The 12,344-nt window shown below is 61.5% G+C and carries 12 protein-coding genes and 2 pseudogenes; 10 read left to right on the top strand and 4 right to left on the bottom strand.

The features are described 5' to 3' along the window. The first annotated feature begins 122 nt into the window (after window positions 1-122). Together HV744_RS35120 and HV744_RS35115 are read left to right on the top strand one after the other, a co-directional pair. A complete protein-coding gene (locus HV744_RS35120; RefSeq protein WP_175153859.1) occupies window positions 123-416 on the top strand; it encodes a LysR substrate-binding domain-containing protein in 294 nt (97 codons plus the stop codon). 232 nt (window positions 417-648) lie between these two features. Further along, window positions 649-903, top strand: coding sequence for a hypothetical protein (locus HV744_RS35115; RefSeq protein WP_246279361.1), 255 nt, complete (start codon window positions 649-651; stop codon window positions 901-903). A 72-nt stretch (window positions 904-975) separates the two neighbouring features. Here HV744_RS35115 and HV744_RS35110 read toward each other — a convergent pair whose 3' ends face one another. From HV744_RS35110 to HV744_RS35100, 3 genes are all read right to left on the bottom strand, one after another. After that, window positions 976-1,368, bottom strand: a complete 393-nt coding sequence (locus HV744_RS35110) for a hypothetical protein (RefSeq protein WP_175153858.1) — start codon at window positions 1,366-1,368, stop codon at window positions 976-978. A gap of 319 nt (window positions 1,369-1,687) precedes the next feature. Beyond that, the gene (locus HV744_RS35105; protein ID WP_175153857.1) at window positions 1,688-2,977 is read right to left on the bottom strand and encodes an aminotransferase class V-fold PLP-dependent enzyme; all 1,290 of its coding nucleotides are present in this window, start codon (window positions 2,975-2,977) and stop codon (window positions 1,688-1,690) included. Window positions 2,978-3,025: 48 nt separating this feature from the next. Then, window positions 3,026-4,123 carry a cation:dicarboxylate symporter family transporter gene (locus tag HV744_RS35100; protein WP_281363696.1) on the bottom strand — a complete coding sequence of 366 codons (1,098 nt, stop codon included), beginning with the start codon at window positions 4,121-4,123 and terminating at the stop codon, window positions 3,026-3,028. A gap of 385 nt (window positions 4,124-4,508) precedes the next feature. On the opposite strand from HV744_RS35100, the gene HV744_RS35095 reads away from it, so the two are divergent. Further along, a complete protein-coding gene (locus HV744_RS35095; protein ID WP_175153856.1) occupies window positions 4,509-4,997 on the top strand; it encodes a MaoC family dehydratase in 489 nt (162 codons plus the stop codon). Window positions 4,998-5,105: 108 nt separating this feature from the next. Further along, window positions 5,106-6,041, top strand: coding sequence for an NAD(P)-dependent oxidoreductase (locus tag HV744_RS35090; protein ID WP_175153855.1), 936 nt, complete (start codon window positions 5,106-5,108; stop codon window positions 6,039-6,041). Here the strand turns inward: HV744_RS35090 and HV744_RS35085 are convergent. Then, complete coding sequence (locus tag HV744_RS35085; RefSeq protein ID WP_175153854.1) at window positions 6,010-6,603, bottom strand: TetR/AcrR family transcriptional regulator; 594 nt, start codon at window positions 6,601-6,603, stop codon at window positions 6,010-6,012. The genes HV744_RS35090 and HV744_RS35085 overlap by 32 nt on opposite strands. Window positions 6,604-6,707: 104 nt before the next feature. On the opposite strand from HV744_RS35085, the gene HV744_RS35080 reads away from it, so the two are divergent. The 6 genes and pseudogenes from HV744_RS35080 to HV744_RS35060 all read left to right on the top strand — a co-directional run. Beyond that, the gene (locus tag HV744_RS35080; protein ID WP_175153853.1) at window positions 6,708-7,679 is read left to right on the top strand and encodes a quinone oxidoreductase family protein; all 972 of its coding nucleotides are present in this window, start codon (window positions 6,708-6,710) and stop codon (window positions 7,677-7,679) included. A 136-nt stretch (window positions 7,680-7,815) separates the two neighbouring features. After that, window positions 7,816-8,673, top strand: coding sequence for an MBL fold metallo-hydrolase (locus HV744_RS35075; protein ID WP_217469201.1), 858 nt, complete (start codon window positions 7,816-7,818; stop codon window positions 8,671-8,673). Window positions 8,674-8,838: 165 nt separating this feature from the next. Beyond that, a complete protein-coding gene (locus HV744_RS35070) occupies window positions 8,839-9,570 on the top strand; it encodes an SDR family NAD(P)-dependent oxidoreductase (RefSeq protein WP_175153852.1) in 732 nt (243 codons plus the stop codon). A 98-nt stretch (window positions 9,571-9,668) separates the two neighbouring features. Then, a pseudogene (locus HV744_RS37875) lies at window positions 9,669-9,746 on the top strand (LysR family transcriptional regulator); the annotation flags it as partial. Further along, window positions 9,744-11,711, top strand: a pseudogene (locus tag HV744_RS35065) (Tn3 family transposase); the annotation flags it as partial. The pseudogenes HV744_RS37875 and HV744_RS35065, both read left to right, overlap by 3 nt. A 133-nt stretch (window positions 11,712-11,844) precedes the next feature. Then, the coding region (locus HV744_RS35060) for an IS21 family transposase (protein ID WP_484555898.1) at window positions 11,845-12,344 on the top strand (500 nt) is incomplete at its 3' end.

Below are 12,344 nucleotides of genomic sequence, written 5' to 3'. Positions count from 1 at the left end.
ACAGTCGCTATCTTCATGATGAACGCTCCTTTGCCGTGGACGTCACGACCGCTCCACTCTGGCATAAACCTCTCGCTGCGTAGCGGGAGTCGTCCATCACATCAGAGCCGCATGCGGTTGGCGTGCCTCTGCCCGAGGTGCTGGCGCCACTCACTTACTCCGTTTCCGGCATGGCAATCGATGCGGCAATTCGGGGACGAGGCATTTCGTTGGGACAGGGCTTTTTTGCCATTGATAGCATCAAGCGACACGAACTTGCCGCGCCGTTCAAGGTCGCCCTCCCCATGCCGTTCCCATACTTCATTTGCTGGAAGCGAACGGCGGCAGACTCCCCTGCAACCAGGCAATTTCTCGACTGGCTAATTGAGGAAGCCGAGCAGACGGGACGCGACATAAAAGCCATGTTTGGCGACTGACGCGCGCATGCTGAAGTCCCGACTCCCCTCGAAGTCGGCCGACCCGCCCTCGCCGGTGAATGATTTATTGTGGTCTACGTGAACGGACGCCATTCGCGGCATACATCCATCGACCCTTCACGACGTGGAGAGAGTCGTAGAATATTGCTGTGGATCGTTTTCCGGCGCCCTCCTCCTCGAGCGCCGAACCAGCAAGGATTACCTCGCCCGACGTGATCGACGAGTCGAACCGGTGTTTGGCCATCCCGAACTGACGAGCCGCGTCTACGAGGTCGAGCGGTCGATCATGAGTTACGACGACATGAACGCTGTGTGCCCGCTGCACGGGCCAACGAAAATCATCGGCACGAATGCGTACGGGTTTCCGGTCTATGCGTGCTGCTGCAACGACGTGACCTATGTGACGCCCCCGGATGCGTGTACGAGGGCGCCGACGCAACGCGGACGTGACCCGCAACCCGAACAACCGAAGACGAGGAAAGAATGATACCGACGATCAAGCCTGCTGCCTATGTGGTGACCGGCAGTCCGTAGTATGTGGACCGGCCGGCGCACGACATCAGACAGGTTTTGTCAGCTTGCCATGTTCCGACGGCGCCTGCGTGAGCCACTTCATTGCGTCGATTCGTTCAGTACCGCGCTGATCGGCGAAATGCTCCGGCCTTGACTTGAGTTCGCAATCAAGTGGATTGCGAAGAAAAAGCCGCTCGAAAGCGGCGTTCCGTATCTGCTCTACGATCGACCTCGAGCGTGATGCATTCGGGTTGCCGGGCACGCGATGGAATTCCTCGATTCGCGCTTCTTCGCTTCTGCAAGCTCCTGCTCCAGGAGCCAGCATACGACGTGCCTTCGACACTTCGACTCCCGCCAACTCCGCCGCGTCGATCCGCGCCTTTGCACTGGCGACTTCGATGGTCAACCTCTCCGCAATCCCCTCTGCTGCTGTTGCCATTTCTTGCCGACCATCGTGGTTTGTTGGACTGCATCATTGCGGCCTGCTCAGGACATGTCAGCGCCCCGACTGAACAAGCGCCAGCAGCGCCAAGGTCGCAGACCGACCCACAACTGCCGCTCAGCACGCCGTGTCGGCAGACGGGTGTTGGCTGGAAATCGGCCATTCGTTTGGAAGCTCCCTCGTCGGCACGACCCACCCATGCGACAAGAAATGATTCTCTGCAGACAACATGCTAGCTAGCAGCTACGCCGACATGGCTATCGGGACGCACCGAGCACCAAGATGAAATCTCGGCGCGTCTCTGCCTCATCGTGCGCTATCCCGCAAGCCGACTCGCGATCACAATGTCCTCCGTCACTGCCAGGAACCGCGCAATGTCACTCGGCGCATGGCAATGCAACGGAGAGACGCGCACCGCACCCGCGAGGTTGAACGATCTCAACATCCGCCCCGAGTAAAGGCTCGTCGAAATCCGCTCATAGACGATCACGCCCTGCTCTTCATAGGCGCGCACTGCGGCGGTTGGGTCAAGCTTATCGAAGCCGATGCCTGCGATAAAATCGCGGCACGTCAGATCGCCGTGATCCCAGAACACGCGTACGCCTTCGATCGCTCGCAGCCCGCGCTGCCCGTCAACGCCGTCGAGCAACAACGAAAGTAGCGCGCGCTCATGCTCTTCGATGCGCTGCATGCCCTGCACGAAGAGTTCGCGCCGGTCTTCAGCGTCGCTGAACTGTGCGCCGATCCACGCGACGTAATCGACGATCGCGCTCACCACGGCGAACTGCGCCGGCGCGGGACTGCCGAGTTCCCAGACGCCCTTCTCTTTGGCAGCAAGCCGATGATGCGGGAGCTCCGCGAGCCGTTCCGACAGCCACGCCACGCCTGCGCCGCGGCATCCGAAGAACTTGTACGGCGCGATGTTGATGCCGTCGACGGGCATCTTCTGCAGGTCGATGACCGCATGCGGCGCATGCTGAACCGCATCGACGATAATGAAGAGGTCTGGCTTGCGCGCACGTGCACGTTCGACGATGGCTGCGATGTCCAGCTTCGCGCCCGAAATGTTCGATGCGTACATCACACTCAATAGCGCCGTGTCGTCGTCAATGAGCGAAACGATGTCATCGACATCGACGCCGCCGGTTTCGGCATTGCTTGGCGCGACGCGCAGCGCCTTGCCGGTACGTTCGCAGTACAGCTTCATCGCGTCGAAGGACGACGGATGCTCGAGAATGGTCGTCACGGCATTCGTGCCCGGCACGTTCTCCATCACCGCGCGCACCATCTCGAACATCGCCGCCGATGCAGTCAGCGAGAGATGCACGCTGCCATTGCGCGCGTTGAGAATGCGGCGAATGTCGTCTTCGCCGCGCGTCTGAATGTCCTGCAAAGCCAGTGCGCGTTGGTGGATGCGCTCGGGACAATCCGGCAGCGCATCGATCTGCGCGAACGCTTCCAGTGCAGACTTCAGCCTGAACGATCCCCCGGCGTTGTCGAAGAAGAGGCGCGCACGGCCGTCGACATCGTGATCAACGTAATGAAAGCGGCGCTTGATCTCTTCCATCAACGAATCGGAAAACAACCGCCCGCGACTGCTGCTCATCTCACTTGCTCCTCGTTCCATAAATTTCATTACTGTCTTCATCGAATCTCATGCGTCCAACGACGCGATATAAGCCTTGCCTTTCTCAGCGTCGTACTGGCCTTCCCATTTGGCGATGACGGGCGGCGCGAGCGCATTGCCCACCACGTTCAGCGCGGTGCGTCCCATATCCATGATCCGGTCGACGCCCGCGATGAACGCAAGCCCTTCGAGAGGCAGCCCCGCGCTCGCGAGCGTCGTCAGCAAGATGACGAACATGAAGCCGGGCACGCCCGCAGCGCCTTTGGACGTGACGACCATCGTCAGCACGAGCACAATCTGCTCTTGCAGGCCGAGATGCACGCCATAAAGTTGTGCGACGAACAGAGTGCCGATACCGAGATAAATCGATGCGCCGTCGAGATTGAATGTGTAGCCCGTCGGCACGACGAACGTCGTGATGCTCTTGGGCACGCCGAAGTCCTCCATCTTCTTCATCAGTTGCGGCAATACCGTCGCCGAGCTGCACGTCGAGAACGCAATGATCAGTTCGTCCTTGATGACCCGGAACAGCGTGAAGATGTTGAAACCGAAGAGCCGCGCCGTGACGCCGAGCACGAACACCGCGAACAGGATGATCGCGAGGTACGTCACCGCAGCGAGTTTGATGAGCGGCAACAGCGAACCGAAGCCGAAACTCGCGACGGTCACCGCGATCAGCGCACATACGCCGAACGGCGCGTAACGCATCACCATGCCGGTGACCTTGAACATGGCATCGCTGATGCCTTTGAAAGTTGCGAGCACCGGCTTGCGATATTCGGCAGGCACGGATTGCAGGCCGAGTCCGAACAGCACGGAGAAGAAAATCACCGGCAGGAGGTCGCCGCGCCCCATCGCCATGACGACGTTGTCGGGAATGATACTCAGCAACAGCGCCATGAACCCGTGATGCCCCTGGGTCTGCTGCGATGTCTGCTGATAGCGTGAGATATCGGTGTGGCCGAGCTGGGACAGATCAGTACCCAAGCCAGGATGCAGCAGGTTACCGAACACGAGACCCAACACAATGGCGATCGTCGTGACGACTTCGAAGTACACAAGCGTCTTCAATCCGATGCGCCCGAGCGAGCGCCCGTCGCCCACCCCCGCGATACCCATCACCATGCTCGTGAAGACGTCCTCGCATCCGAAAGTCAGCTCATGGCCGATAGCGCCAAATCGACGAACGCTCTACGGAGCGGTCGTTGAAATCCTCAACGGCTGCTTGCCGGCGGTTGGTGTGAACTCGTACTCCCGGCCAGATTCAGTCATTCCGCGCTGGATCGCGAATGGCTGCTCACCGTCGTATGCGAGACGTTCTTAGTATCCGCAATTGCGAAACGAAGAGCGGATTGGGCGAATATGCACACAGGCGCAAAATCGTAGCCGCGCTGGAAACTTACAGCTCGGCTGCACCCTCCTCCCGTTCCGATTACTCGCTTGACAAAGTAACAGACCTGTTCCTAATATTTAAGAGACTTACAGGTCAGTTACTTTATGGAGGGTGGCCATGCGGGTGAAGGAGGCAGGGACTTTGTCAGGCTCCGAGCGCTATCTAGAAGATTTTGCAGCGGGGCAGACGTTCGGATCAGGGCGGCTGCGCATCAACAAGGAGCGGGTTCTTGCGTTCGCTGCCGAGTTCGATCCGCAACCCTTCCACCTCGATGAGGCGGCGGCGCGCCGCTCGATTTTCGGTGGACTGGCCGCCAGCGGCTGGCACACCGCTGCCGTGACGATGCGGTTGATGATTGAAACCGAACTCAAGCCGGCTGGCGGCTTCGTTGGTGCTGGGCTCGACGAGTGCCGCTGGCCCCGGCCAGTGCGTCCCGGTGACGAGTTGCGCGTCGAGTGCGAGGTGATCGAGGTGCGACCGTCAAAGTCCCGCCCGGAGCAGGGTCTGATCAAGCTCCGAACGACCACTCTAAACCAGGACGACGAGGCCGTGCTGGTGCATGTCGTGAACATGGTTGTGCCGCGCCGGAAACACCATTCGTGTTGACACCGCGAAGTGGGATTTCCAGAGAGGAACGCTCCGCATTCGAAACCAGCTCCTGGTATTCGCGGCAACGTATCCGACCGTGTGACCACAAGCGCCAACCGCGTTGGGATGGAGGTGAATATGGACATCGGTTTCATCGGCTTAGGTGTCATGGGGCAGCCCATGGCACTCAATCTGGCCCGCGCGGGCACCCAACTCATTGTCTGGAATCGTTCCGCTGACAGATGCGAGTCCTTGCGAGCGGCGGGCGCAACCGTTGCGACGAATCCCGCCGAGATATTTGAACGGACCCGCGTGGTATGCCTGATGCTCGTCGACGGCGACGCAATCGACGCCGTCCTCGGCCGCGGCACGTCACAGTTCAGCGCGAACGTTGCGCACCACACGATCGTCCAGATGGGAACGACCTCGCCCGATTACTCACGCGGTCTCGAAGCCGACATTCGCAACGCCGGCGGCAGCTACGTGGAAGCGCCGGTCTCGGGCTCGCGCAAGCCCGCCGAGGCGGGCCAGCTCGTGGCGATGCTGGCGGGCGAAGACACGGCCATTGAAAGCGTCCGCCCCCTGCTCGAGCCAATGTGCCATCAGACGATGGTGTGCGGTCCGGTTCCAAACGGGCTTCTGATGAAGCTCGCGGTGAACCTGTTTCTGATGACCACGGTCACCGGCCTTGCGGAAGCGGCTCATTTTGCCGAACGACATGGCCTCGACATGCAGCAGTTCCGCGCCATCGTCGACGCCGGTCAGATGGCGAGCGACATCTCGCGCGTGAAAATCCTCAAGCTGGTGACACGCGACTTCGAAGAAGTGCAGGCGTCGATCACCAATGTGCTGGATAACAATCGATTGATTGCAGAAGCGGCCAGAAGAGGCGAGGTCGCGTCGCCACTGTTAGATGTCTGCTACGCGCTATACAGTGAGACGCTGGCGTTGGGGCACGGGCAGTCCGACATGATGGCCGTCGTCCACGCACTCGAGGCCAGAACGGATTCCGGTAAATCATCGCGTTCGACTAGGCCAACAATTTCGTCGCGGCGTCGATGAGGTCACCCCGCAGATCACGCGGCTCCGCTACCAAACCGGTGACGTATGCGCCGTTGATGATCAGCGCAATCTGAGACGCAGTGCGGTCGGGGTCAAGGACGCCCAGCCTTGCAACGATCGCCGCGAGCCTCGCTCGCAATTCCTCCTTGTTGTTTCGGGCGATAACCCGGCCGGGATGGTTGTCGTCGGGAAATTCCGTCACCAGATTTAGAAAGGGGCAGCCACGAAAGGCGGGATGCGCAATCCGCTTCGCGATTCCAGATAGCAGCGCGTCCAGCAGTGCGCGCGGGTCGTCAGCGTGCTTCGCTTCAACGCCATCCCACCACGCCCAGAACAACTGATCTTTCTCGGCGGCGAAGGCGGAGATCAAAGCGTCCTTGGAATCGAACACGCGATAGAGGCTCGTCTTCGACACCCCAGATTGCTCGACGACCGTGTCGATGCCGATGGCACGGATGCCCTCGCGGTAGAACAGGTCGCTTGCCGTCGCGAGGATACGGTCGCGCGCGCTCACTTCACCCTTGCGCGGGGCTCCTCGCCGGGGTCGGGCTCCTGCTTTCATATCCGCAATCTCCTTTTCATTCGGATTTTCTCTTTGACAAAGTAACAGATCTGTACCTACTATAAAAGTAACGTACAGGTTGGTCACTTTAAAGGATGCTACCCATGCGTGTCATCGAAGCAGAAACCTTTTCGGGCTATGGCGGATTGCGACAGATCGAATTGCTCAAGCCGGAACCGGCGAAAGACCGGGTGCTGGTTCGCGTGACGGCCGCCGGCGTCACGCCGCTCGAATACACCGTCCTGTCGGGTGGACATCCTCGAGCCAAGGCGCCGCTGGTGCTCGGTAATGAGGGTGCCGGTGTCATCGAGGATGCTGGCGATTCAGGACTTGCGGTAGGCAGCCGTGTGATGTTCACAGGACCCTACGGTATTCGCGAGAATGGCGCGTGGCAGGAATGGTTGCTGGTGAGGCCCGATGAGCTGGCGCTCGTGCCCGACGCGATCGACGACGTATTCGCGGCCAGCCTTCCTGTGGCCTGGCTGACGGCACAGATCACGCTGACGCTGGCCGGATTCAAGCCGGGCATGACGGTGCTGGCTCCCGGAATCGGCGGGTCGGTCGGCAACGCGACCTATCAACTTGCGCGGGCGAAGGGTGCCGGCAAGGTGCTTTCGACGGCCGGCAGCGCGGCGAAAGCGGCGCGGGCTCGCGAGCTTGGTTTCGAGCACGTGGTCGACCTTGGCGCAGAAGGTCTCGCCGACGGTGTTCACCGGATAACGGACGGCAAGGGTGTTGATATCGTCATTGAGAGCATTGGCGGCGCCGTGACGAGTGAGGCGTTAAGCAGCCTGGCTCCTGGCGGCGTCCTGATCACATTGGGCTACTCCGCGGGCCGCAGAACGACGATCGACGTCACGGACCTGATCTGGAAACGCGCGTGGATGGCTGGCTTCTCTCTGTTCGCCCAGTCACCGGCCACGATCGCCAATGCGTGGCGGGACATCATCCCGTTGATCGTAAGCGGATCCGTCAAGCCGATCGTCGAACGGGTTTACCCACTCGCCGAAGCAGGCGAAGCCCTGCGTCACCTGATTGAGGATCGGCCGTTTGGCAAAGTCGTTTTAGCGATGTGACCGACAGGTCAAGCGGATATTCACATCTCCCGCGCGCGCTTTTTTAATTGACGCGATACCCGTGCCTTAGCCGAAGCGGGTCAGGCGATGAGCGGACGAGGTTGCCTCGACGCGATGCAACCATGAGGAGGTCGTTATGTTGAATTGGCACGTGGGCGCGGTGAAGATCACCTGCGTGGTCGAGACGTTGATGTCCCTCCCCTACGATCCGGAGGGCTTCTTCCTGCGCGACGCGACGCCGGAGGCGCTGAAGGCCAGCCCCTGGCTCTATCCGCACTTCGCCAACGAGGATGGTTCGCTCAACGTCTCCGTCCAGGCCCTGCTAGTGGAGGTGCCGGGGCTGAGGCTGTTGGTCGACACCTGCATCGGCAATGACAAGCCGCGCCGGCTGGTCGGCGGGAACCCGTTGGCGACGCCGTTCCTGCAACACCTGGCGGATGCGGGCTGGAGCCGCGATGATGTCGACGCCGTGGTCTGCACCCACTTGCACGTGGACCATGTGGGTTGGAACACCATGTTGGTGGATGGCAAGTGGGTTCCGACCTTCCGCAAGGCCCGCTATCTGATCGGCAAGCGCGAATTCGAGCATTGGAGCAACGAGGGCGACGAGGAGCAGCAGGCGATCATGGGCGACAGCGTGCGGCCGATCTTCGACGCCGGCCTGGTCGAGCTGGTGGAGATGGATCACCGCATCTCGCCTGAGGTCCGTTTGAGGCCAACCCCCGGCCACACGCCGGGCCATGTCAGCGTGGTGATCGAATCGGAAGGGCAGCGCGCGGTGATCACCGGCGACATTGCCCACCATCCCTGCCAAATGGCGCACCCCGAGTGGGCCACGAGCCTCGACAGCGACACCCAGGCCGCAACGACCACGCGCGCGAAGCTGTTCGCCGAATGGGCCGACCAGCCGATCCTGGTCATTGGCACCCACTATGCCGCGCCGACAGCTGGACATGTGAAACGTGACGGGGCTGCGTTCCGGTTCGAGGTTTAGCCGCCGGACGGCCAGGCAGATGATCGACTGACTGGCCGGCGTTGGTTGGTACGTGCAATCCACCCTCGAATGCAGCCGCGCATGGGCGCTCGGCCATTCTTTGGCAACCGACCGCCTGTTCAGAGGCGCTGCAAATCGGAATTGGCAATCAATGGAGTAATCGCTATGGGCAAGTTGCAGGGAAAGGTGGCCGTCATCACCGGCGGCTCGTCGGGGATAGGCTTCGCCGCCGCAAAGCTCTTCGTCGCCGAGGGCGCACACGTCTTCATCACCGGTCGTCGCCAGAAGGAGCTCGACGAAGCGGTGAGCGCCATCGGGGGCAATGTGACTGGCATCCAGGGAGACGTCGCCAAGTTGGCTGATCTTGATCGTCTCTATGAAAACGTCAACGCGACAGGGCGAAGAATCGACATCGTGTTCGCCAATGCCGGCATCGCTGAGTTCGCCGCATTGGGCAACATCACTGAAGCGCATTTCGACAAGCTGTTCAGTACCAACGTGAAGGGAGTGCTCTTCACCGTCCAAAAGGCACTGCCGCTCTTGAATGACGGTGGGTCGATCGTTCTCACGGGCTCCGTCGCGAGCGTCAAAGGAACACCCGCCTTCTGGACATACGGCGCGACCAAAGCGGACATCCGCAATTTCGTTCGAGGATGGACTGTGGAGCTGAAGGATCGTCGCATCCGTTCAAACGTCCTTAGCCCGGGCCCAATTGACACGCCGATCATTGGTCAGCAGCCTCAGGACGCTATTGCGAGCGTTTTGTCTACCATTCCGATGGGACGCATAGGGGAAGCCGACGAAGTTGCCAAGGCTGCCCTGTTTCTCGCTTCGGATGACTCGACTTTCCTCACGGGTATCGAACTCTTCGTGGACGGCGGCAGAGCGCAGATCTGACCGTCAAATGATTCGCTCCGAAGGACATCGCCGGTGTGTTAGTAGAACGATGACTAGCGCGCGCCGTGCACGATGTCGCCGAAGAGCGACGCGTGTTCATGGAACTGCGACACCTGCGGTATTTCATCGCCGTTGCCGAGACGGGCAGCTTGACGGAGGCAGCCAAACGGCGGCTGGGGTTTCTTCGCATGAGCGGCCGGCTGCTGGAGGCGTTGCGGATCGTGCCCGGTACGCTATGGCAACACCTCGGTGCGCAGTTCAACGTTGAAGCGCCTGACCTTGCATCGCTGCGGGCGCTGTACCGACGTGGCAACACCCTCTTCGAGCACCAACAACTGGCCTGCCAGGCGCTTGGCTTCCGATGGATGACCGAGCACCAACGGCGCTATCTGGTCAGCATGCTACGCGAGGAGCTGGAGCGCACCATCGAGCGCGATCGATTGTTATTGTTCGCGCGGCGCTGGCTCTATGAGCATCGGTTGATCATCGTACATGAGCGGATGCTGCGCAAGATGATCGCCGCCTCGGTCCAGCAGTTCGAGACCGAGCTGGCGGCCTCGATCCAAACGTCGGTCGGCGCGGCGCTACTTGAGCGCTGGCGCGCCAGCCTGACCGGCGAACACGGTTCGGGACTGACCGTGCAGACATGGCTGTGGGCAGCGCCAGCCAAGCATTCGACGCGCAGGATCGAGGAAGTGTTGAAGAGAATCAAGCTCCTGTATTCGCTGGACGTGCAGAACCACCTCATCGATCGCCCCGCCGCGCAACTGCGCCGCTACGCCAGGCGACTGGCCTGCCGGGCACCGGCCGCCGGTGCCCGGATCAAGGAGCCCGGCCGCACGATCGAGGTCGCCTGCTTCCTGCGCTACTGCCTGCTCTCGGCCACCGACCAGCTGATCCTGATGGTGCGCCGGCGCGTGGCCGATCTCTGGCGGCACGCGCGCGCGAACGCCGATCAGAGCGCGCCCCACTGGGCCGAACTCTTTCAGCAGTTGCTCGCCGAGCTGGGACGTCTCGTCGCGGACCAACAGATTACCGATGCTCAGGCGCGGCAACGCCTGGCCGACCTCGTCACGCTGCACGAGCAGCGTCGACCACCCTCGAAGTCGCAGATTACGCGTGATCGATTGATCGAGGCTATTCGGCCGGTGCGAGGCTTGCTGCGCGAGCTCGTGAAACAGCCCTGGCAGGCGAGCGGCGCGCACCCGGTCACCGAAGCGATGACGGTGCTGTGCCATCTCTACGAACGCCAAGCTCGCATTTTGCCGGATCGCATCCGTCCCGATCTCGGCTCAGTCTGGCGCGATGCGATCACTGGCTTGGATCGCGAGCGGGCGTTTCGGGCATTGGAGGTGGGCACATTGCTGGGCCTGCGCCGCGCCCTGCGCAACGGCTCCGTGTGGATCGAGCACAGCCTGAGCTTCCGCAGTCGCGAGCAACTCTTCATCCCCGAGCAGCGTTGGGCCACCGAATCCGGACGCCACTACAGCCGGCTGTCGCTGCCCTCCAGCAGTGCGCAGTTTCTCGCGCCCGTGCTCGAACGCCTCAAGTCCGGTCTACAGAGCGTCGCCGCAGCAGCCGAGGCAGGCAAGCTGCGCATCGATGACGATCTGCATCTGAAGGCCTTGGAAGCTGAGGACGAGGATCCGGAGGTCATCAAGCTTCGGGCGTCGCTCAATCACCGCATCGGCGAGGCGCAGCTACCCGAGCTGATCCTCGCCATCGATGCGCAGGTGCGATTCAGCTGGATCATGCTGGGGCGCGAACCGCGTTCGCCCGACGAGCTGTTGATGGTCTACGCCGGCATCCTCGCCCACGGCACGGCGCTGTCAGCGGCCGAGTGCGCCCGCATGATTCCGCAACTGTCCGCTTCCAGCATTCGACAGGCAATGCGCTGGGCCGCCGACGAACGCCGCCTTGGCGAGGCCTGTGCCGCCGTCCTTGACTTCATGCATCGTCATCCAATTGCGGCCACCTGGGGCCGCGATGATCTGGCCTCCTCCGACATGATGAGCATGGAAACCAGCAAACGGGTCTGGCAGGCTCGGGTTGATCCGCGTCGCCAGACGCCCTCGGTCGGGATCTACACCCATGTGAGCGAGCGCTGGGGCATCTTCTGCTCAGCGACAATTATCTTGTCCGGTGAATTGACGATTGTTTTGGCCGGTGGTGAGGAGTCGCAGGCGGCGTAGCCGCCGGAGACGACGAACTACCGGCGGCGCCGGAATGGCGGGCATAGGATGGCTGATCGCGTTCAAGAAGAAGCGAACAGCCATGTCCGGAACCCACATTACGGACCAGCAGGTCCGCCTGTATATGAGCAAGCGCAAACATCACACTCAGGAAGTCGCCGCAGCCAAGGCGGGCATGAGTTCGCGCACGGCGCGGCGCATCGAACGCGACAGCCGGCTGCCGTCGCAGAGACCCCGGCACGAGTGGCGAACCCGCCCCGATCCGTTCGCCGAAGTCTGGAACGGCGAGGTGCTGCCGTTACTGCGTAACGTGCCGCGACTGAAGGTTGTCACGTTGCTGGGCAAGCTGCAGGAGGTTCACCCCGGCCAGTTCCCCGACAGCATGCGGCGCACGCTCGAACGGCGTGTCAGTCAGTGGCGCGCCCTTGAAGGGCCGGGCAAGGAGATATTCTTCCCGCAGGAGCACCTGCCGGGGTTTTGTCGCAACAAGGCGGTTTGCTATGCTGGAGGTCCCCGAGAGAACGATCTGATCGATGAAGCAAATCCTGAATCCGGCCCTGGCGAAGGTGTTCAAGCGATTGC

The sequence above is a fragment of the Paraburkholderia ultramafica genome, assembly GCF_902859915.1.
GTDB classification, from domain to species: domain Bacteria; phylum Pseudomonadota; class Gammaproteobacteria; order Burkholderiales; family Burkholderiaceae; genus Paraburkholderia; species Paraburkholderia ultramafica.
Note: the sequence above shows the minus strand (reverse complement) of the source record. Positions and strands in the feature narration are given on the sequence as shown.

What these genes read in the sequence shown, in the direction of transcription:
- HV744_RS35080 (WP_175153853.1), top strand. Translation starts at nt 6,708, where the DNA reads ATGCGTGTCATCGAAGCAGAAACCTTTTCGGGCTATGGCGGATTGCGA.
- HV744_RS35085 (WP_175153854.1), bottom strand. Translation starts at nt 6,603, where the DNA reads ATGAAAGCAGGAGCCCGACCCCGGCGAGGAGCCCCGCGCAAGGGTGAA.
- HV744_RS35090 (WP_175153855.1), top strand. Translation starts at nt 5,106, where the DNA reads ATGGAGGTGAATATGGACATCGGTTTCATCGGCTTAGGTGTCATGGGG.
- HV744_RS35100 (WP_281363696.1), bottom strand. Translation starts at nt 4,123, where the DNA reads ATGGTGATGGGTATCGCGGGGGTGGGCGACGGGCGCTCGCTCGGGCGC.
- HV744_RS35105 (WP_175153857.1), bottom strand. Translation starts at nt 2,977, where the DNA reads ATGAGCAGCAGTCGCGGGCGGTTGTTTTCCGATTCGTTGATGGAAGAG.
- HV744_RS35070 (WP_175153852.1), top strand. Translation starts at nt 8,839, where the DNA reads ATGGGCAAGTTGCAGGGAAAGGTGGCCGTCATCACCGGCGGCTCGTCG.
- HV744_RS35095 (WP_175153856.1), top strand. Translation starts at nt 4,509, where the DNA reads ATGCGGGTGAAGGAGGCAGGGACTTTGTCAGGCTCCGAGCGCTATCTA.
- HV744_RS35075 (WP_217469201.1), top strand. Translation starts at nt 7,816, where the DNA reads ATGTTGAATTGGCACGTGGGCGCGGTGAAGATCACCTGCGTGGTCGAG.
- HV744_RS35110 (WP_175153858.1), bottom strand. Translation starts at nt 1,368, where the DNA reads ATGGCAACAGCAGCAGAGGGGATTGCGGAGAGGTTGACCATCGAAGTC.